16 protein-coding genes and 1 tRNA gene are annotated in these 20,178 nt (G+C 73.1%); 15 read left to right on the top strand and 2 right to left on the bottom strand.

The window, feature by feature from the left end; all coding sequences use genetic code 11:
* The first annotated feature begins 1 nt into the window (after nt 1).
* The 3 genes from mfd to OVN18_RS08170 all read left to right on the top strand — a co-directional run bounded on the left by mfd (nt 2) and on the right by OVN18_RS08170 (nt 5,041).
* Nucleotides 2–3,535: a transcription-repair coupling factor gene (gene mfd, locus OVN18_RS08160; RefSeq protein WP_267780218.1), complete on the top strand. Its 3,534-nt coding sequence runs from the start codon at nt 2–4 to the stop codon at nt 3,533–3,535.
* A 212-nt stretch (nt 3,536–3,747) separates the two neighbouring features.
* Nucleotides 3,748–4,449: a phosphotransferase gene (locus OVN18_RS08165; protein WP_267780220.1), complete on the top strand. Its 702-nt coding sequence runs from the start codon at nt 3,748–3,750 to the stop codon at nt 4,447–4,449.
* A 118-nt stretch (nt 4,450–4,567) separates the two neighbouring features.
* Nucleotides 4,568–5,041 (top strand): CHRD domain-containing protein, encoded by a 474-nt coding sequence (locus OVN18_RS08170; RefSeq protein WP_267780221.1) that lies wholly within the window; start codon nt 4,568–4,570, stop codon nt 5,039–5,041.
* 38 nt (nt 5,042–5,079) lie between these two features.
* On the opposite strand, the gene OVN18_RS08175 is transcribed toward OVN18_RS08170, so the two are convergent.
* Nucleotides 5,080–5,928: a CPBP family intramembrane glutamic endopeptidase gene (locus OVN18_RS08175; RefSeq protein ID WP_267780222.1), complete on the bottom strand. Its 849-nt coding sequence runs from the start codon at nt 5,926–5,928 to the stop codon at nt 5,080–5,082.
* A 119-nt stretch (nt 5,929–6,047) separates the two neighbouring features.
* Between OVN18_RS08175 and OVN18_RS08180 the strand changes: the two genes are divergently transcribed.
* The 11 genes from OVN18_RS08180 to OVN18_RS08230 all read left to right on the top strand — a co-directional run bounded on the left by OVN18_RS08180 (nt 6,048) and on the right by OVN18_RS08230 (nt 17,331).
* On the top strand, nt 6,048–7,508 hold the full coding sequence (locus tag OVN18_RS08180; protein ID WP_267780223.1) for an MFS transporter: 1,461 nt from the start codon (nt 6,048–6,050) through the stop codon (nt 7,506–7,508).
* 42 nt (nt 7,509–7,550) lie between these two features.
* Complete coding sequence (locus tag OVN18_RS08185; protein ID WP_267780225.1) at nt 7,551–8,282, top strand: MazG family protein; 732 nt, start codon at nt 7,551–7,553, stop codon at nt 8,280–8,282.
* Nucleotides 8,283–8,287: 5 nt separating this feature from the next.
* Nucleotides 8,288–9,208: an ABC transporter ATP-binding protein gene (locus OVN18_RS08190; RefSeq protein WP_267780226.1), complete on the top strand. Its 921-nt coding sequence runs from the start codon at nt 8,288–8,290 to the stop codon at nt 9,206–9,208.
* Nucleotides 9,205–10,287, top strand: coding sequence for an ABC transporter permease (locus OVN18_RS08195; protein WP_267780228.1), 1,083 nt, complete (start codon nt 9,205–9,207; stop codon nt 10,285–10,287). The genes OVN18_RS08190 and OVN18_RS08195 overlap by 4 nt, the downstream gene beginning before the upstream one ends.
* Before the next feature lie 372 nt (nt 10,288–10,659).
* Nucleotides 10,660–11,985: a histidine--tRNA ligase gene (hisS, locus tag OVN18_RS08200; RefSeq protein ID WP_267780229.1), complete on the top strand. Its 1,326-nt coding sequence runs from the start codon at nt 10,660–10,662 to the stop codon at nt 11,983–11,985.
* Between the two features lie 97 nt (nt 11,986–12,082).
* Nucleotides 12,083–13,363: a phosphopyruvate hydratase gene (eno, locus tag OVN18_RS08205; RefSeq protein ID WP_267780230.1), complete on the top strand. Its 1,281-nt coding sequence runs from the start codon at nt 12,083–12,085 to the stop codon at nt 13,361–13,363.
* Nucleotides 13,364–13,534: 171 nt separating this feature from the next.
* Nucleotides 13,535–14,035 (top strand): FtsB family cell division protein, encoded by a 501-nt coding sequence (locus OVN18_RS08210; RefSeq protein WP_267739203.1) that lies wholly within the window; start codon nt 13,535–13,537, stop codon nt 14,033–14,035.
* Complete coding sequence (locus tag OVN18_RS08215; RefSeq protein WP_267780231.1) at nt 14,032–14,550, top strand: DUF501 domain-containing protein; 519 nt, start codon at nt 14,032–14,034, stop codon at nt 14,548–14,550. Before OVN18_RS08210 ends, OVN18_RS08215 begins: the two co-directional genes overlap by 4 nt.
* Nucleotides 14,523–15,800, top strand: a complete 1,278-nt coding sequence (locus OVN18_RS08220) for a S8 family peptidase (protein WP_267780232.1) — start codon at nt 14,523–14,525, stop codon at nt 15,798–15,800. The genes OVN18_RS08215 and OVN18_RS08220 overlap by 28 nt, the downstream gene beginning before the upstream one ends.
* 38 nt (nt 15,801–15,838) lie before the next feature.
* Entirely contained in the window at nt 15,839–17,161 is a 1,323-nt protein-coding gene (locus OVN18_RS08225) for an NAD(P)/FAD-dependent oxidoreductase (RefSeq protein ID WP_267739206.1), read from the top strand.
* Between the two features lie 96 nt (nt 17,162–17,257).
* Nucleotides 17,258–17,331: transfer RNA gene (locus OVN18_RS08230), tRNA-Leu, on the top strand.
* Nucleotides 17,332–17,359: 28 nt separating this feature from the next.
* Here the strand turns inward: OVN18_RS08230 and OVN18_RS08235 are convergent.
* Nucleotides 17,360–19,384, bottom strand: a complete 2,025-nt coding sequence (locus OVN18_RS08235) for an Ig-like domain-containing protein (protein WP_267780233.1) — start codon at nt 19,382–19,384, stop codon at nt 17,360–17,362.
* 204 nt (nt 19,385–19,588) lie between these two features.
* On the opposite strand from OVN18_RS08235, the gene OVN18_RS08240 reads away from it, so the two are divergent.
* Entirely contained in the window at nt 19,589–20,155 is a 567-nt protein-coding gene (locus OVN18_RS08240) for a LemA family protein (RefSeq protein ID WP_267739208.1), read from the top strand.
* Nucleotides 20,156–20,178: the final 23 nt, after the last annotated feature.

Genomic DNA, 20,178 nt, shown 5'->3' on the forward strand with positions numbered 1-20,178 from the left:
GGTGAGTCTCGAGCGGTTGATCCCGGCCCTGTCGCGCGCCCGAACGATCGCGCGCGCACTCGATCACGCCTCCGACCCGACCGGGTTCTCGGTCGTCGAGGGCCTGCGCGTGCCTCTGCTGGCGGCCATGCTCGAGCGTCGCGAGGGCCCGCAGTGCCTGCTGGCGATCACGGCGACCGGTCGTGAATCCGAGCAGGTGCAGGATGCCCTGCGCACGCTCGCCCCCTCGGCCACGATCCTCGACCTCCCCGCGTGGGAGACCCTGCCGCACGAGCGTCTCAGCCCGGGCGTCGAGACCGTCGGCCGCCGCATCCGCACGCTGCGCGCGCTCGAGGCGTGGGCGGCGCAACCCTCCGCCCCGCTCATCGTCGTCGCCTCGGTGCGGGCGGTGCTGCAGCCGCTGCCCACGGGGCTCACCGAGATCGAGCCGGTCGTGCTCGAGCGCGGAGCACGCGGGCAGGACCTCACGGCCGTCGTCAGCAGGCTCGTCGACCTCGCGTACGCGCGCGTCGACATGGTCACCCGCCGCGGGGAGTTCGCGGTGCGCGGCGGAATCCTCGACGTGTTCCCGGCCGTCGCCGAGCATCCCGTGCGCGTGGAGTTCTTCGGCGACGAGGTCGAGCAGCTGCGTGACTTCTCGGTGGCCGACCAGCGCTCGCTGCCGACCGAGCTGCAGCGCATCGAGCTGCCGCCGACGCGCGAGATGCTGCTGACGGCCGGCGTGCGGCAGCGCGCTGCCGAGATGGTGCACGAGTTCCCGAGCATGCAGCAGATGCTCGCCAAGATCGCGGAGGGGATCCCCGTCGAGGGCATGGAGAGCCTCGCGCCCGCGCTCGTCGACCGGCTCGTGCCGCTCACCCACTACCTGCCGCCGCGCGCGGCGATCGCCGTGCTCAGCCCCGAGCGGGTCGCGAGCCGCGCCAAGAACCTCGTCGAGACGAACCGCGAGTTCCTCACCGCCGCCTGGCACGCCGCCACCGCGGGGGCCGAGGCGCCGATCGACCTCGACGCGGGCGACTTCCTCACCGTCGACGGCCTGCACGAGGCCGCGGGGGAGCGCGACTGGTTCACCGTGAGCTCCTTCAACGGCGATGATCCGGGCATCCTGCGCATCGAGGCCGACGAGGCGCCCACGTTCGCCGGCAGGGCGGGCGGCGCCGTCGACCACGTCGTCGATCGCGTGCGCGCGGGCTGGACGATGATCGTCGTGGCGCAGGGAGCGGGCCTGGTCGAGCGCGCGGGCGTCGTGCTGGGCGAGCAGGAGGTCGCGGCGCGGGCCGTCGACGAGCTGCCCGAGACGCTCGATGCGGGCGTCGTCTACCTGCTGCGCGGCGCCGTCGAGCACGGCTTCGAGCTGCCCGAGATCCAGCTCGGCCTGCTGAGCGAATCCGAGTTCTACGGGCGCAGCGTCGGCTACGACTCCCGCGCCCCGAAGAAGCTCGCCAGCCGGCGCAAGAACGTCGTCGACCCCCTGCAGCTCGTCGCGGGCGACCACGTCGTGCACCAGACGCACGGCATCGGCAGGTTCCTCGAGCTCGTGCAGCGCGAGGTCTCCACCGGCGGGCGCAACGCGGTCAAGAGCACCCGCGAGTTCCTCGTCATCGAGTACGCGCCCTCCAAGCGCGGGTTCCCTGGCGACAAGCTCTACGTGCCCACCGACCAGCTCGACCTGCTCACCCGCTACGTCGGCGGCGAGGCGCCCGCGCTCAGCAAGATGGGCGGCAGCGACTGGTCGGCGGCGAAGGGCAAGGCCCGCCGCGCGGTGCGCGACATCGCGGTCGAGCTCGTGAAGCTGTACTCCGCGCGCATGTCGAGCCGCGGGCACGCCTTCGAGCCCGACACCCCCTGGCAGCGCGAGCTCGAGGAGGCGTTCCCCTACGCCGAGACCCCCGATCAGCTGACCACGATCGACGAGGTCAAGCGCGACATGGAGTCGCCCATCCCGATGGACCGCCTGCTCGCGGGCGACGTCGGCTACGGCAAGACCGAGGTCGCCGTGCGCGCCGCCTTCAAGGCCGTGCAGGGCGGCAAGCAGGTGGCGATGATCGTGCCGACCACCCTGCTGGTCAAGCAGCACCTCGAGACCTTCACCGAGCGCTTCGCCGGGTTCCCCGTGCACCTGCGCGCCCTCAGCCGGTTCCAGACCGACAAGGAGGCGAAGGAGACCCTCGACGGGCTCGCGCGCGGCACGATCGACGTCGTCATCGGCACGCACCGCATCCTCAGCCAGGGCGTCGCCTTCAAGGATCTCGGCCTCGTGATCATCGACGAGGAGCAGCGGTTCGGCGTCGAGCACAAGGACGCGCTGAAGAAGCTCAAGCACAACGTCGACGTGCTCGCCATGTCGGCCACGCCCATCCCGCGCACCCTCGAGATGGCCGTGACGGGCATCCGCGAGATGTCGACCCTCGCGACCCCGCCGGAGGACCGCCACCCCATCCTCACCTTCGTCGGCCCCTACAGCGACAAGCAGGTGACCGCGGCGATCCACCGCGAGCTGCTGCGCGAGGGCCAGGTCTTCTACGTGCACAACCGGGTCTCGAGCATCAACCGGGTCGCCGCGCACCTGGCCGAGCTGGTGCCGGATGCGCGCATCGCGGTCGCGCACGGGCAGATGAGCGAGGCGGCCCTCGAGCAGGTGATGGTCGACTTCTGGGAGCGCCGCTTCGACGTGCTCGTCTCGACGACGATCATCGAGACCGGCCTCGACGTCGCCAACGCGAACACGCTCATCATCGATCGGGCCGACAAGTACGGCCTCAGCCAGCTGCACCAGCTGCGCGGCCGCGTCGGTCGCAGCCGCGAGCGCGCCTACGCCTACTTCCTCTACGACGAGCTCAAGCCGCTCACCGAGACGGCCCACGACCGCCTGCAGACCCTCGCGGCGCACAGCGACCTCGGCGGCGGCATGCAGATCGCGATGAAGGATCTCGAGATCCGCGGGGCGGGCAACCTGCTCGGCGCCGAGCAGGCCGGCCACATCGCCGGTGTCGGCTTCGACCTCTACCTGCGCATGATCGGTGAGGCGGTGAGCGTCTTCCGCGGCGACGCGGCCAACGAGCAGACCGAGCTGCGGCTCGAGCTGCCCGTCGACGCGCACATCCCCGAGGAGTACGTCGAGAGCGAGCGTCTGCGCCTCGAGGCGTACCAGAAGCTCTCGACGGCGGCCGCTCCGGCGAGCAACGACGCCGCGCTCGGCGAGGTGCTCGACGAGCTCGCCGACCGCTACGGCGAGCCGCCCGCGCCCGTGCTGGCACTTCTGCGCGTCTCGCAGCTGCGCCGCACCGCCCAGAAGATCGGCCTGAGCGACGTCGTCGTCATGGGCTCGAATCTGCGCATCGTCGGCCGCGAGCTGCCCGAGTCGCGCCAGATGCGCCTGCAGCGCCTGTACCCGGGCTCGAAGTACTTCGCCCAGACCCGCACCGTCACGCTGCCCCTGCCGTCGGGCGCGGACGACGCGCTCATCCTCGACTGGGTGTCGCAGGCGCTCGGCGCCCTCTACGAGATCGACGAGGTGGCGGCGCCCGCCGTCTGAGCCGATCGCGAGGCCTGTCCACGTGGATGCGTACCCTCGGGGACGAGCGGTCGCAACGGGCGTCGGCGGGACGGAGCGGACGGATGTCCCGCGGAGCGGAATCGGAGCCTCCCGAGGAGGAGACGCTGACGGGCGGCGGTACGTCGACGGTGACCCGCGTCGGCAGCACGGTCCGTCGCTCCGCGCAGCCATGGTCCTCGACGGTCGGTTCGATGCTTCGACGACTGAGGGACGACGGTGTCATCGGGGTCCCCGACTTCCACGGCTTCGACGGTCAAGGGCGCGAGGTGCTCGACTTCCTGCCCGGTGAGGTCGGCAACTACCCGCTCTCCTCGGCGATCCGGAGCGAGCGCGCGCTCGTCTCCGCCGCCCGTCTGGTGCGCCGGTTCCACGATGCGACGGCCCCGTTCGCTCCGGCCATGCTCGAGGGCTGGCAGTTCGGCGCGCTCGAGCCCGTCGAGGTCGTCTGCCACGGCGATCTCGCCCCGTACAACTGCGTCTTCGACGGCTCCCGCGCGGTCGGGATCATCGATTTCGACACGTGCCGCCCCGGCCCTCGAGCGTGGGATCTCGCCTACGCCCTGTACCGGTTCGCCCCGATCGCGGGGCCGGACAACCCCGACCGCTTCGGCGATCCGTCCACGCAGGTGGTGCGAGCGCATCGGTTCCTCGACGCGTACGGTGCGACACCGGCGCAGCGAGCGGCGACGATCGGGATGCTCGAGCCGAGGGTCAGGGCGCTCATCGATCACATCGAGGAGTCGGCAGCGCGAGGGAGCGAGACCGCCCGGCGGCATGCCGCTGACGGCCATCTCGACATCTATCGCGCCGACATCGATCACATCAGGCGGATGATGCCGGCGCTCGGCGCTCCTCACGAGGTCACCGAGAGCGCGGCGCCCGCCGCGTCCTGATCACCGGGTGCGGGGTGCCCGCCAGTTCGCTGAATCGGAGGCCGGGTCGGAGGACCCGCGCTCACGCTGAGGAGGCGCAGCGCCGCGCTGCGATACCCGATTCGCATTGGAGCGACTCATGATCCCCTCCGTCCTCTCCCGCTCGCTCATCACCGCCGCCGCGGTGGCGGCCCTCGTGAGCGTCCCCCTCGTCGCCTCGGCGGCCTCGGTCGTCCCCGACGGCTCCTCCGGCCGTCCGCTCTCCGCGACCCTCCTCGGTGCCAACGAGGTCGGCCCGGCCGGCGGCGACCCCGACGCCACCGGCACGGCTTCCGTCACGATCAACGTCGGCAAGAGCCAGCTCTGCTACGACATCCCGTTCTCCGGTGTCGCGCCGATCTTCGGTCACGTCCACGACGGCGAGGCCGGCGTGAACGGTCCGGTCGTCATCACGCTCTCCGCGCTCGCGGGCGCGACCGACGTCGCCTCCGGATGCGAGACGGTCGACCGAGCACTGCTGCGCGAGATGCTGCGCGATCCGAGCGGCTACTACGTGAACGTCCACAGCACGGAGTTCCCGGGCGGCGCCATCCGCGGGCAGCTCGGCCGCTAATGCAGCATGCGGGGCGGCGCGTTCTGCGCCGTCCCGCATCACTGCTCGGTCGCCGAACCGGTGACGGCCTCGTCGCTCGTGCGATCGATCGCCAGCGGCCGCAGCACCGGCGGCATCCGCACCGAGCCCGGCACGCGGTGCACCCCGTAGACCGCCGCCGGGATGAGCACGAGGGTGCGCAGGTCGAGCAGCACGTGCAGTGCGATGACGAGCAGGATGCTCCCGCTCAGCACGTAGACGACGGTGAGCACCAGCCCGATCGCCGTGGCCCCGGCCATGCCGGCCCAGCCCTGGTAGGCGTGCAGCAGCCCGAACAGCAGCGCCGAGAGCAGGAGCGCGCTCAGGGGCTCGCCCGTGACGAGCACGAGCAGCGCCGGCATCGCGAGCCGGAACAGCAGCTCCTCGACCACTCCGGCGTTGACCGAGAGGCCGACCCCGATCACGAGCTCGGGCCGGTTGCGGGGGAGGAGGGCGGCGATGTCGCCGATCATGACGACGCCGCCCTCGCGGCGCGCCGAGCGGATGCCCGCGGCGGTCGCGACGGCGGTGCCGAGGACGGCGCCCGCCAGCAGTCCCAGCCCGAGACCGGAGCCGAGCGCATCCCGCACCGCCGTCACGCCGGGCAGCGCCTGAGCCGCGCGCAGCAGCGGCTCGACGACGGGGTGCACGAGCGCGATCAGCACGACCGCCGAGCCGCCGAGCAGCACGAACGACTCGCGCAGCCAGCGCCGCATCGCGGCCTGCCGGCGCGCGGTCGAGCGGTAGCGGCGGAACCGGCGGTACTCGCGGCGGTCCTTGCTCGCGGCGCGCCAGCCGTGCAGGGCGACGACCCCGAGCGCGAGGGCCAGCGCCGCGAGCCGGGCGGGCCAGTCGAGGTCGGGGAGCACGCTCCCAGACTGTCACGGCCGAATCGGGGCGAACTGTCGAGAACGAGTGCCAGGGTCGAGCGGAAGCCGCGCCGATCGCGTCCGGCGAGCACCACCAGCCCGGAGCGATGGGGAGCAGCATGAGCACGAGCGACGTCGGTCTGCGGTCCGCCCGCGGGCCCATCCTCCTGGCCCTCATGGTCACCACGGGGCTCGTGGCGATCGACGCCACCATCCTCGCCACGGCCGTGCCGACCCTCGTCGACGAGCTCGGCGGCTTCGAGCAGTTCCCGTGGCTGTTCTCGATCTACCTGCTCGCCCAGGCCGTCTCGGTGCCCATCTACGCGAAGCTCAGCGATGTCGTGGGGCGCAAGCCGATCATCCTCATCGGCATCGGCCTGTTCCTGCTCGGCTCGATCCTCTGCGCCCTCGCCTGGAGCATGCCCGCGCTCATCGCCTTCCGCGCGATCCAGGGTCTGGGCGCCGGCGCCGTCGGGCCCATGGCGATCACGATCGCGGGCGACATCTACTCGGTCGCCGAGCGCGCCCGCGTGCAGGGCTACATCGCGAGCGTCTGGGCGGCCTCGGCCGTCATCGGCCCGACCCTCGGCGGGCTCTTCGCCGAGCTCGACGCCTGGCGGTGGATCTTCCTGATCAACATCCCGCTGTGCCTGCTGGCGGGGTGGATGCTCATCCGCACCTTCCACGAGACGGTCGAGCGCCGCGCCCACCGGGTCGACTACCTCGGCGGCGCCCTCCTCACGGCCTCGCTCATCCTGCTGCTGCTCGGCGTGCTCGAGGGCGGCCAGGCCTGGGCCTGGGCGTCGTGGCAGAGCGCCGTCGCCTTCGGCGGCGGTGCCGTGCTCCTCGCGGCGTTCGCGCTCGCGGAGCGGCGCGCCGCCGAGCCCATCCTCCCCACCTGGGTGTTCTCGCGGCGCCTGCTGCTCACGACGACCCTCGTCTCCACGGGCGTCGGCGCGGTGCTGTTCGGGCTCACGAGCTACGTGCCCACCTTCCTCGAGGGCTCGATCGGCGCGAGCCCGCTCGTCGCGGGTCTGGCGCTCGCCGCCCTCACGATCGGCTGGCCGATCTCGGCCTCGCTCTCTGGCCGGCTGTACCTGCGTCTCGGGTTCCGCACGACGGTGCTGCTCGGCATGATCGCCGTCGTCGCCGGATCGCTCGTGCTCGCCCTCTCCGCCCGCACGCCCTCGGTGCTCGTCGTCGCGATCGCCTGCTTCCTCGTCGGGCTCGGGCTCGGGCTTGTGGCCACGCCCTCGCTCATCGCGGCGCAGGCGAGCGTGCCGTGGAACGAGCGCGGCGTCGTCACGGGCACCAACCTCTTCGCCCGCAGCATCGGCAGCGCGGTCGGCGTCGCGATCTTCGGCGCCATCGCGAACGGCATCGTCGGTCGTGAGGGTGCACAGCCCGCGGCCGGCGTCGCCCCCGAGCAGATCATCGACGCCTCCGCGGCGGTGTTCGCGGCGACCCTCGTCGCGGCGCTCGCGACGGCGGCGCTCGCCGCGGCCATGCCCCGCACGCCCGTGCCGCAGCCCGAGCCCGCCGAGGCGGCGGACGACGCCGCGCAGCCCGCGCGCGCCTGAGCCGAGCATCCCGCGGTCTGCCGGCCCTGCGAGGATGACCGCATGACCGAGTCCCGCCCCGCGCACCCCGCCGCCCCCGCCGGCACCCCCACCGAGCCGCACCCCGCCCTCGACGCGCTCATCGGCGTCATGGCGCGCCTGCGCGGCCCCGGCGGCTGCGCCTGGGACGCCGAGCAGACCCACGAGAGCCTCACCCCGTACCTGATCGAGGAGTCGCACGAGCTCGTCGACGCGATCGAGCACGGCACGCGCGACGACGTGCTCGAGGAGCTCGGCGACGTGCTCTACCAGGTGCTGTTCCACTCCGATCTGGCGGCCGCGCACCCCACAGATCCCTTCACGATCGAGGACGTCGCCGCGCGCTCGATGGCCAAGATGGTCGGCCGCCACCCGCACGTCTTCGGCGAGGGCGAGGTGGTCGCCGACACCGCCGAGGAGGTCTCGGCCAACTGGCAGCGCTGGAAGGCGCAGGAGAAGCCCGCGCGCACCTCCGTGCTCGACGGCATCCCGGCCGGGCTGCCCGCGCTCGCCCGCGCCGAGAAAGTGGCAGGGCGCGCCGCCGATCTGGGCGTCGCGGCCCCCGAACCGCCGGTCGCGATCGACGAGGGGATGCTCGCCGACGAGCACGCGCTGGGCATCCAGCTGCTCGCCCTCGCGACGGCGGCGCGCGCCCGCGGATTCGACGCCGAGCGCGCCCTGCGCACCGCCCTCCGGAGCCACGAGGAACTCATCCGTTCGGCTGAGGCCGAACGCCGCGGCAGCATGGTTGACTGACCCTCATGACCGCACCCGCCATCAGCGTCGAGGGGGTGTCCCGCCGCTTCGGCGAGGTGCACGCCGTGCGCGACGCGAGCTTCGAGGCCCACGCCGGCAGCGTGACGGCCCTCATCGGGCCGAACGGCTCGGGCAAGACCACCCTGCTGCTCATGCTCGCGACGCTGCTGGCGCCCGACGCGGGCACGATCCGGATCGCCGGGCACGACCCCGTCACCGACGCGCGCGCCGTGCGCCAGGCGATGGGCTGGATGCCCGACGTGCTCGGCTCGTGGAGCTCGATGACCGTGCGCGACACGCTCGTCACCACCGGGCGGCTCTACGAGCTGAGCCCCGAGCTGTCGCGGGCGCGGGCGGCCGAGCTCATCCGGCTCGTCGGCCTCGAGCCGCTCGCCGATGCGCCCACGCGCGTGCTCAGCCGCGGGCAGAAGCAGCGGCTGAGCCTCGGCCGGGCGCTCGTGCACCGGCCGAGCATCCTGCTGCTCGACGAGCCGGCCTCGGGCCTCGACCCGGCGGCGCGCGTCGACCTGCGCGTGCTCGTGCGCCGGCTCGCCGGCGAGGGCGCGGCGGTGCTCGTCTCGAGCCACGTGCTCTCCGAGCTCGACGAGATGGCCGATGCCGCGGTCTACGTCGACCAGGGCGTCACCGCCTCGGCCGAGAGCATCGCGGCGACCCGCACGACGATGCGCGACTGGCGCATCCGGGCCCTCGACCGCCCCGCGCTCATGGCGGCGCTCGACGCGCTCGACCGGCGCCCGACCGAGGTCGACCACCTCGGCGCCCTCGTCCCCGTCGCCGGCGAGACCGAGGCCGCCGAGCTGCTGGCCCGCCTCGTCGAGCGCGGCGTCGCGATCAGCGCCTTCGGCCCGGCGGTCGGCGACCTCGAGCACACCTTCCTCGACCTGGCCAAGGGAGGCCGCTCGTGAACCGCTACCTCGACGGCCTGGGCACGATCGTGCGCCTCGAGCTGCGCCAGCGCATCCGCTCGGTGGCCTGGGTCGTGCTCATCAGCATCGTGTTCGTCGTCGTCGCGATCGTCTCGGTGCTGCTGTGGTTCTCGCTCTCGGCCTTCGGCGGCGACGCGGCCTCGAGCGGCGGCGTCTACTCGGCGATCATCTTCTTCGTGCTGCTCGTCGGCACGCTCGTCGCCCCGGCCATGAGCGGCAACGCCATCAACGGCGACCGCGACGCCGGAAACCTCGCGACCACCCAGGTGACCCTCGCCAGCACGGGCCAGATCGTGCTCGGCAAGTTCCTCGCCGCCTGGACGGTCGGCCTCACCTTCCTCGCCGCGAGCCTGCCGTTCCTCCTCTTCGCGGTGATCGGGGGCGGGGTGCGCCTCGACACCCTGCTGGCCTCGCTCGGGATGCTCGTGCTCGAGCTCGGCGTCGTCGCCGCCGTCGGCGTCGGGCTCAGCGGCCTCATCGCGCGCCCGCTGTTCTCCGTCGTGACGACGTACCTCGTGGTCGCCGCGCTCAGCATCGGAACGCTCATCGTCTTCGGACTCGGATCGCTCGCCACCCAGTCGGAGGTGCGGGTCACCAGCATCGACCCGGACTACGCCCAGGCCGATCCGCAGACGGGCCAATTCGACGGTCAGCCGCCCTGCATCACCAACGAGTACACCTACACGAGTCCGCGGCCCGATCTCGTCTGGGGCTTCCTCGCGGCCAACCCCTACGTGATGCTCGCCGACGCCGCTCCGGCGTCGTACGACCGCAACGGGTACCCGCTCGACCTCTTCGGCCAGATCGCCTTCGCCGCGCGCTCGGCGCAGGTGCCGATCGAGCTCGAGCGCACCGACGACTACTGCACGGGGCTCCGCTACCAGGGGGCGATGCCGGAGGACTTCCAGACCCCGGAGGAGGTCATCGCCTCGACCGTGCCGACCTGGTTCGTCGGGCTCGCGCTGCACCTCCTGCTCGGCGCGGGACTGCTCCTCGCCGCCGTGCGGCGCACGCGCACGCCGGCGGTGCGCCTCGCGCGCGGCAGCCGCATCGCCTGAGCCGAGCCGGCAGCCCGGCGACCCGGAACCCCGGCAACCCCGGCAGGGGAGGGTTATGGCGCCCCCGACAACCCGAATGCCGAGGGCGCCGACGGCGGCGGGCCGAAGCCGGTGCGCCGTCCCGGCCGCGTGCAACCCGAATGCCCGCGACCAGCTAGGGAAACCCCTCGGGAGATCGATGCCGGTGACCCGGCGACCGGCGCACCCCCGTGCGCGCGTCCCCCGCGGTCAAGGGTAGCGGAGTCGTGCTCGACCGATGCCCGCGCGTCAGGGGTTGGTCAGCCTCCACCGGGTCGCATCGGAGGGTCGGGCGCGGGCTGCGGGCGCCGGCCGAGCGCCGGCCGGGCGCGACCGCCGTGACAGAATCGAGGTATGGCCAGCCCGGTGACCCCGCCCCGCGGGATGCGCGACCTCCTGCCCGCCGACAAGGCCCACCGCGAGCACGTGCTCGGCGTCATCCGGGGCGTGTACCGCGCCCACGGGTTCGACGAGATCGAGACGCCCGTCATGGAGGACTCCAGCCGCCTGCACGCCGGGCTCGGCGGGGACAACGAGAAGCTCGCCTTCGCGGTCATGAAGCGCGCGCTGACCGTCGACGACCTGAAGGCGGCCGAGCGGCCCCTCGATCTCGCCGACCTCGGCCTGCGCTTCGACCTCACGGTGCCGCTCGCCCGCTTCTACGCGAGCAACCGCGCGAAGCTGCCCGGCGTGTTCCGCTCCATCCAGATCGCGCCGGTCTGGCGGGCCGAGCGGCCGCAGAAGGGCCGCTATCGCCAGTTCGTGCAGTGCGACATCGACATCATCGGCGAGCCGGGTGTGCTCGCCGAGATCGAGCTCATCACCGCGACGAGCGAGGCGCTCGAGGCGCTCGGGCTGCGCGGCTGCAGCATCCGTCTCAACGACCGCCGCCTGCTGACGAGCATGCTCGACGTGCTCGGCTTCGCGCCCGAGACCCACCCGCAGGTGCTCATCACCCTCGACAAGCTCGACAAGATCGGCACCGAGGGCGTGCTGGCCGAGCTCGCCGAGCGCGGCATGCCGGGCGAGGCCGTCGCCGCGCTGCACGAGGTTCCGGCCTTCGCCGGATTCGGCGCCGAAGCAGGCTTCGCGGCCGCGACCGAGCCCGCCGCCGAGGCCTCCGGCCACGTCACCGCCGAGTCCGTCGCGGCGGCGCTGCCGGCCGGCGTCGACGCCGCGGCCGTGGCCGATCTCGCCGCGATCGCCGCCGCCGTCGGCCCGCGCGCGCGCCTCGTCTTCGACCCGTTCCTCGTGCGGGGCATGGGCTACTACACCGGCCCGATCTTCGAGGTGGCGCACCCCGAGCTCGGCTACTCGCTGGGCGGCGGCGGGCGCTACGACGGCATGATCGGCCGCTTCCTCGGCGCCGAGGTGCCCGCCACCGGCTTCTCGCTCGGCTTCGAGCGCCTCATCGACCTCGTGCCGCCCGCGGTGGCGCAGGGCGAGGGGGATGCCGCTCTCCTGCACGATCGCGGCGCCGACCCGGCGCGGCTCATGGCGCTGAAGTCGCTCCTCATCGAGCAGGGCGTGCGCGTGCGTCTCGCGGCGAAGCCGAAGAACCTGCGCGGAGCCCTCGACCAGCTCGCCGCCGACGGCTTCGGCCGCTTCGCCATCGTGGGATCGGACGCCCCCGCGCATCCCGACGCCCTCGACTGGCGCCCGCTCGAGCGCAGCGCCTGACGTCGCCGGGCGTTCTCCGGGGCGTCGCCGCCCGCGAGTAGGATCGCCTGCGGACACCACCACCCCCGCACGTCCAGACTTTGAAGGAGACTGACCAGTGGCAGCTATCGAGGCCGTCGGAGCCCGTGAAATCCTCGACTCGCGAGGCAACCCCACCGTCGAGGTCGAGGTGCTGCTCGACGATGGCACCGTCTCGCGCGCGGCCGTTCCCTCGGGCGCCTCGACCGGTGCCTTCGAGGCCTACGAGCTGCGCGACGGCGACAAGGGCCGCTACCTCGGCAAGGGCGTGCAGAAGGCCGTCGACGCCGTGCTCGACGTGCTCGGCCCGGCGATCGAGGATCTCGACGCGAGCGACCAGCGCCTGATCGACGCCGAGCTCATCGCGATCGACGGCACCGACAACAAGAGCAAGGTCGGCGCCAACGCCATCCTCGGCGTCTCGCTCGCCGTCGCCAAGGCTGCGGCCGACTCGGCCGACCTGCCGCTGTTCCGCTACGTCGGCGGCCCCAACGCCCACGTGCTGCCCGTGCCGATGATGAACGTCATCAACGGCGGCGCCCACGCCGACACCGGCGTCGACGTGCAGGAGTTCATGATCCTGCCGATCGGTGCCGAGAGCTTCAGCGAGGCGCTGCGCTGGGGCGCCGAGACCTATCACGCCCTCAAGGGCGAGCTGAAGGCCGGCGGCTTCGCCACGGGCCTCGGCGACGAGGGCGGCTTCGCCCCCGACCTGGCCGGCACCAAGGCCGCTCTCGACTTTCTCGTCGCGGCCATCGAGAAGGTCGGCTTCACCCCGGGCAAGGACATCGCGCTCGGCCTCGACGTCGCCGCCACCGAGTTCTTCCGCGAGGGCGCCTACCAGTTCGAGGGCACGGCCCGCTCGGCCGAGGAGATGAGCGCGTTCTACGCCGAGCTCGTCGCCGCGTACCCGCTCGTCACCATCGAGGACCCGCTGGACGAGGACGACTGGGAGGGCTGGGCCGCCCTCACCGCGCAGCTCGGCGGGACGGTGCAGCTCGTCGGCGACGACCTGTTCGTCACCAACCCGAAGCGCCTCGCGAAGGGCATCGCCCACGGCACCGCCAACTCGCTGCTCGTGAAGGTCAACCAGATCGGCACGCTCACCGAGACGCTCGACGCCGTCTCGCTCGCCCAGCGCAGCGGCTACACCGCCGTGCTCTCGCACCGCTCGGGCGAGACCGAGGACACGACGATCGCCGACCTCGCCGTCGCCACCAACGCCGGCCAGATCAAGACCGGCGCCCCGGCCCGCAGCGAGCGCGTCGCCAAGTACAACCAGCTGCTGCGCATCGAGGAGGAGCTCGGCGAGGCCGCGGTGTACGCGGGCCGCAGCGCCTTCCCCCGCTTCACGGCGTAGCCGCGACGCGGGGGTCCGAGGCCATTTCTGGCCTCGGAGGCGCTGCGGGCGGCGGCCGTCTCGGCCGTCGTCGGCGTTCCCCCGCTTCACCGCGTAGCGCCCACCGCATCATCGACGGGCCCGCCGCCCTCCCTCCGTGGAGGCGGCGGGCCCGTCGCCTACTCTGGAGTCATGGCCCGCCGTCCGACCACCGAGCTCCCCGTCGCCCTCCCGGCCGACGCGCCGGCGACGAGCGCCTGGTTCCGCAACCTGCAGGTCTCCGGCTTCACCGTCACCGTCTTCCTCCTCATCGTCGGCGCCCTCGTCGTGCTCGCCCCCTCGCTGCGCGTGCTCGTCGAGCAGCAGCAGGAGATCGCCGAGCTCGAGGCCCGCGTCGCCGAGCAGGAGGCCGCCGTCGGCGGCCTGGAGGAGGAGATCGACCGCTGGTCCGACCCCGCCTACATCGAGTCCCAGGCCCGCGACCGACTGCTCTACGTCAAGCCCGGCGACATCTCGTACCTCGTGATCGACGACGGCGCGACCGTCGAATCGACCGCCGTGCAGCCGGTGAGCGACGACATCCAGACCACCCGCATCGATTGGAGCCGGGCCGTGCTCGATTCCCTGCTCGTCGCCGGGCTCACCGAGCTGCCCGCCGTGGAGCTGCTGCCCGCTCCGGGGGAGGCGCCGTGAGCCGGCCGCCCTTCGCCCCCTTCAGCGAGCGGGACGTCGAGATCGTCAGCGCGCAGCTGGGGCGGCCCGCGCGGGATGTGATCGGCATCCCGGCCCGCTGCGTCTGCGGCGCCCCCACGGTCGTCGCGACGCGCCCGCGGCTCGGCAACGGCACGCCGTTCCCGACCCTCTACTACCTGACCCACCCGGGGGCGACGGCCTCGGCCTCGCGTCTGGAGGCCTCGGGCATCATGGCCGTCTGGCAGGCCGAGCTGGGCGAGGACGACGCGCTCGCGGCCGCCTACGCCGCGGCGCACGAGCAGTACCTCGCCGATCGGGAGTCGATCCTCTCGGTGCCCGAGGTCGAGGGCTACTCCGCCGGCGGGATGCCCACGCGGGTGAAGTGCCTGCACGCGCTGCTCGGCCATGCCCTCGCCGCGGGCCGCGGGATCAACCCGATCGGCGACCGCGCCCTCGATCAGGGCGACTGGAGCCCGGAGGTCTGCACGTGCGCCCCCGATCAGCGCGGAGCCTGAGCCTCCTCATCGCCGCCGCCCTCCTCGGCGGCGCGGCGCTCTCCGGCGCGGGGTCGACGGTGCTGCCCGCGCCCTCCGCCGCGGCCGACGCCGTGCGCGATCGGCAGTACTGGCTCGATGAGTACGGCATCCGCGCGGCATGGCAGGTGACCCGCGGCGCCGGGGTCTCGATCGCGATCATCGACTCGGGCGTCGATGACGAGCACCGCGATCTGCGCGGCTCGGTCGTCGGCGGCACCGACGTCTCGGGCGAGGGCTCGCCCGACGGCACGCGCCCCGTCGGCGTCGAGCGGCCCGACCACGGCACGATGGTGGCCTCGCTCGCCGCCGGGCGGGGCAGCGGGCCCGACGACGGCGTCATCGGCGCCGCACCCGAGGCCGACCTGCTGAGCGCCTCGCTCGCGTTCGGGGCGGGCGCGCGCGACGGCGACGTGCAGGTCGCCGAGGCGGTGCGCTGGGCGGTGGATGCCGGTGCCGACGTCATCTCGCTCTCCCTCACCCGCAACACCGTCGACTGGCCCGAGAGCTGGGACGACGCCTTCCTCTACGCGGAGCGGAACGACGTCGTCGTGATCGCCGCGGCCGGCAACCGCGGCAGCGGCACCGACCAGGTCGGAGCGCCGGCGACGATCCCCGGCGTGCTCACCGTCGGCGGGGTCACCCGCGCGGGCATCGCGAGCGACGAGGCCTCCTCCCAGGGCATCTCCATCTCGGTGGTGGCGCCGAGCGAGCAGCTCGTCGGGTCCGTGCCCGGCGGTGGGCACGTGCTCTGGCAGGGCACGAGCGGCGCGACGCCGATCGTCGCCGGCATCGCCGCGCTCGTGCGCGCCGCGCACCCCGACGAGACGGCTGCGCAGGTAATCCAGCGCATCATCGCGACCGCGCGCCCCGTGACGGCGACCGTGCCCGACCCCCTCTACGGCTACGGGTACATCGACGCCGAGGCGGCCGTGCGCGCGTCGTCGCCGAGCGTCGTCGCGAACCCGCTCGGCAGCCTCGAGCGGTGGATCGCGGTCAACCGCCGGGCGGATTCCGGGTCGACGGTGCTCGAGATCCCCGCGCCGCAGCAGTCGCTCGGTCGCACGGGCGGCACGGCGGTCGATCCGCCCGCGGCGCTCCTGCGGCCGGTGGTCGCCGCGCTCGCGCCCCTCGTGCCCGTGGCGATCGCGACGCACCTGGGCCTGCTGCTCGTCATCGGTGCCGTCGCGGCCGCCGTCATCGGTTTCGTCCGCCAGCGGCGCACGCTGTAGATTGACGAGGACCACCACCAGCAAGGAGACCTACGACCGTGCCCAGAATCCTGATCGTCGGTGGCGGCTACGCCGGCTTCTACACCGCTCTCAAGCTCGAGAAGTGGTTGCTCAAGGGTGAGGCCGAGGTCGTCGTCGTCGACCCGCTGCCGTACATGACCTACCAGCCGTTCCTCCCCGAGGTGGCCGCCGGGCAGATCGAGCCCCGGCACTCCGTGGTCTCGCTGCGCCGCCACCTGAAGAAGACCACCGTCATCACGGCCAAGGTCACGGGCATCGAGCACGCCACCCGCACGGCCACCATCACGCCCGAGGTCGGCGAGCCCTGGCAGATGGAGTACGACCACATCGTCGTCACCGCCGGCGCCGTCTCGCGCACCTTCCCCATCCCCGGCGTCGCCGACAACGCGATCGGCATGAAGTCGATCGAGGAGGCCGTCGCCGTGCGCGACCGGCTGCTCGACAACTTCGCCAAGGCCGCCCTGCTGCCCGCGGGCCCCGACCGCGACCGCCTGCTGACCGTCGTCGTCGTCGGCGGTGGCTTCGCCGGCATCGAGACCTTCGCCGAGCTGCGCGCGCTCGCGAGCGCCCTGCTCAAGGACTACCCGCAGCTCACGATCGACGACACTCACTTCCACCTCATCGAGGCGATGGGCCGCATCATGCCCGAGGTCTCGCTCGAGACCAGCCACTGGGTTCTGAAGAACCTCGCGCAGCGCGCGGCGACGGTGCACCTCGACACCCAGCTGACGAGCGCCGTCGACGGCGTCATCGAGCTGTCGACGGGCGAGAGCTTCGAGAGCGACCTCATCATCTGGACGGCGGGCGTCATGGCCAACCCCGTCGTGCGCGGCACCGACCTGCCGCTCGAGGAGCGCGGCCGCATCCGCACCCGCGCCGACCTCCGCGTGCACACCGAGGACGGCGAGATCGTCGAGGGCGCCTGGGCCGCCGGCGACGTCTCCGCCGTGCCCGACCTGTCGGGCGGGGGAGTGGGCGGCTTCTGCGTTCCCAACGCGCAGCACGCGGTGCGGCAGGGCAAGCGCCTCGCCAAGAACCTCGTCGCCGTCCTGCGCGGCGAGGAGCCGAAGGACTACGAGCACAAGAACCTCGGCGCCGTCGCGGGCCTCGGCCTCGGCCACGGCGTGTTCCAGTCGGGCCGCATCGCCATCAAGGGCGTCATCGGCTGGGTCATGCACCGCGGCTACCACGGTCTCGCCATCCCGATGTGGGAGCGCAAGCTGCGCGTCTTCAGCGGCTGGGCCTGGAACCTGGTGCTCGGGCGCGACAACGTCAGCCTCACGGCCCGCGAGGAGCCCCAGGCCTACTTCCAGGAGTTCGCCTCGCGCCCCAAGGCCTGAGCGCGGCATCCCGCACTGCTCCAACGCCCCCGCCGCCTCGCGCGCCGGGGGCGTCGTGCTGCGCGCCCCTCGTGCCCGATCTAGGCTGAGGGGCGCGCCCCGGTAGCCCAATCGGCAGAGGCAGCCGACTTAAAATCGGCACAGTGTGGGTTCGAACCCCACCCGGGGTACCGCGCACGCGCGTGACGGGCGGCCGGGTCAGCGCAGCGTCGGCTCGACCCAGCGCACCCACGAAGTGATCGCCATGAGCACGGCCGCGACGGCCGCGGCCACGAGCGTCAGCAGCACGAGCGGGAAGTTGGCGCCGGCGGCGAAGATCGCTCCGGCCACTGCGGCCGTGATCAGTGCGGCCGCCGCCCACAGCGGACGCGAGACCGCGTAGAGCGCCCGCCCGGGGTACTGCCCGATCGGCAGCAGGAGCAGCAGCAGCGATCCGAGCCCGCCGAGCGCGATCGCCGCCGCGGTCTCGCTCCACAGCGACATCCAGAAGCCCGTGCTCGGGGTCAGCAGATCGTGCGCCGCCCAGCCGAGCACGGCCAGCAGCGCGACTCCGGCCAGCTGCGCCCCGGCCACGGCGACGCGCGCCCGCATGCGCACGGTGCCGACCGCCGAGGCGACCACGAGCACGCCGATGAGCAGGGCGGGCCGCAGGTCGCCGAAGCGGGTCAGGACGGCGGCCGCGGCGGCGGTGAACAGGATGCCCGGCAGCAGCTGCACCGCGACCGGAGCCCGCCCGACGCGCCCGGCGAGTCGTCCGCTCACGGCAACCCCGATCGCGTTGAGCACGAGCAGGCCGAGCCCGATCGCCGCGGTGAGCCGCAGGTACCGCACCTCCCAGGCGACGCTGCCGGAGAGCGCGGCGAGCACGGCGGCGACGCCGAACACCGCGACGGCGGTAACGGTCGGCGAGAGCAGAGGCTCGGGGTCGACGACGGCGGGCCGGTTGCGGCCGAGCATGCGGGTGCCGCCCGAGCGCAGTCGGGGCAGGGCGATCGTCGCGAAGGCGCGCAGCGGGAGCGCGATGAGCAGCAGGTAGCCCAGAGCGACGAGCAGGCCGAGAAGCAGCCCGCCCCGCTCGGCCACCTGCGCGAGGGTCGGCAGGGCGCTGCCGAACCCTGTCGGCGTACCCCAGTTGGTGCCGGTCTCCGCCGGCGCTCCGGGGTCGAGGGGCTGCGGGCTCAGGGGAGCGCTCCCGTCGCCGGGGGCGGTCGGAGCCGGTGTCGGCTCGCCCTCCGGGCTCGGCGAGGGAGAAGGGGTGGGAGCGGTCGGGCGGGGCTCCGGGCCTTCCGGCGTCGGCGGGCGCGGCGTCGCGCCGGCCGGTCCGGCGAGCACGCCGACGGCCGCCGACGGGGCGCTGAAGTTGCCGGCGGGATCGATCTGCAGCACTTGGATGCTCCACTCACCGGGAGCGGGCAGCCCGATCGGGCAGCTCCACCCGCCCGCCGCGGCGACGGTCGTCTCGCACAGGAGGGTTCCGCTGGCGAACACCTGCACGGTCGCGGAGGGCTCGCCCGTGCCGCGGGTCTCGAGCCGGCCGTCGGTCGTCCGGGTGCCCGGCGCGGGGGCGGTCACCACGGGGGAGGCCGGGCGATCGCGATCGATGGTGACCGAGATCGCGGGGGAGTACCCGCTGAAGTCAGCGGGCCGATCGGGAGCGGCCTGGCCCGCGCGAACGCTGTAGCGGCCGGAGGGAGCGGACGCGCCGTCGACCACGCACGACCAGAAGCCGTCGGCGAGGGCGCTCGGGCACGCCTGCTGCACGGTGCCGCCGTCGCCGTCGATCTGCAGGCGGATGAGCGCGCCGGGTTCGGCGGTGCCGGTGAAGCGGCCCGTGGTGACCGCGCCCGCGCTGTCGATCGCCGGCGCGCCGAGCACGCGCACGGTGATCGGGGTGAGGGGCTGGGTATCGCCGTTCCCGAGGGTCTCCACCCCGGTGAAGGTGGCAGAGCCGTTGGCCACCTCCAGCGGGGGGCACGCCCATTCGACGACCTCGGGGTCGTCGATGTCGCAGTACGCGCTCCCGTCGGGACCGTTGACGAAGACGGTGCTCCCGGCGTCCTTGACGCCCTGGATGACGACGGTGTTGCTGCCGAAGAAGGAGTCGTCCGGCGTCGCGAAGGACGCGGCCGCGGCGGCGGGAGAGGCGGGAAAGAGCACCCCGGCGGTCACGGCGGCGACGGCGAGCAGCCCGAGTGCGGCGGTCGCGAAGGGAGTGCGGCGCATGGGCCCCCTCCCCGTCGGTCGCGCATCCTGCCGTCCGAGCGGGGCGGCCGAGCCGCGACCTCGGATCGCTCCCGCCATCCTTCCAGGTCCGCCTCCGCGAGCGCGGCCGTTTGACACCGGGTGTCGGCGCTCCCATAGGCGCGGTGCAGTCGTGATGCAGGCGCATCCCTGTCCGCGCGGGCCGCGCGCCCCTACACTGACCGCATGGAAATCCTGATCGTCGTGGGCGTCATCGTCCTTCTCGCCGTCATCGTCGGCATCTACCTCTGGGCGACCTACAACTCCCTCGTCACGCTCAACGTGCGCGTCGATGAGGCCTGGAGCGACATCACCGTGCAGCTCAAGCGCCGCGCCGATCTGCTGCCCAACCTCATCGAGGCGGTGAAGGGCTACGCCGCTCATGAGAAGCAGGTCTTCGAGAGCGTCACGCGCGCGCGTGCCGAGACGCTGAGCGCCCAGGGCCCGGCCGATGCGGCCGCCGCCGAGGGACACATGCAGCAGGCCCTGAAGAGCATCTTCGCTGTCGCCGAGGCGTACCCCCAGCTGCAGGCGAGCCAGAACTTCCTCCAGCTGCAGGGCGAGCTGGTCGACACCGAGGACAAGATCCAGGCGTCCCGCCGCTTCTACAACGGCGGGGTGCGCGAGCTGAACGTCAAGATCAAGCAGTTCCCGAACACGCTCTTCGTGCGCGGGCTCGGCTTCGGGGAGCGCGACTTCTTCGAGGTCGCCGATTCGGCCGCGATCGCCGAGCCGCCGCGCGTGCAGTTCTAGACGCCCGCTCGTCCCGCATCCGC

The sequence above is a fragment of the Microcella daejeonensis genome, from assembly GCF_026625045.1.
Classification (GTDB): domain Bacteria; phylum Actinomycetota; class Actinomycetes; order Actinomycetales; family Microbacteriaceae; genus Microcella; species Microcella daejeonensis.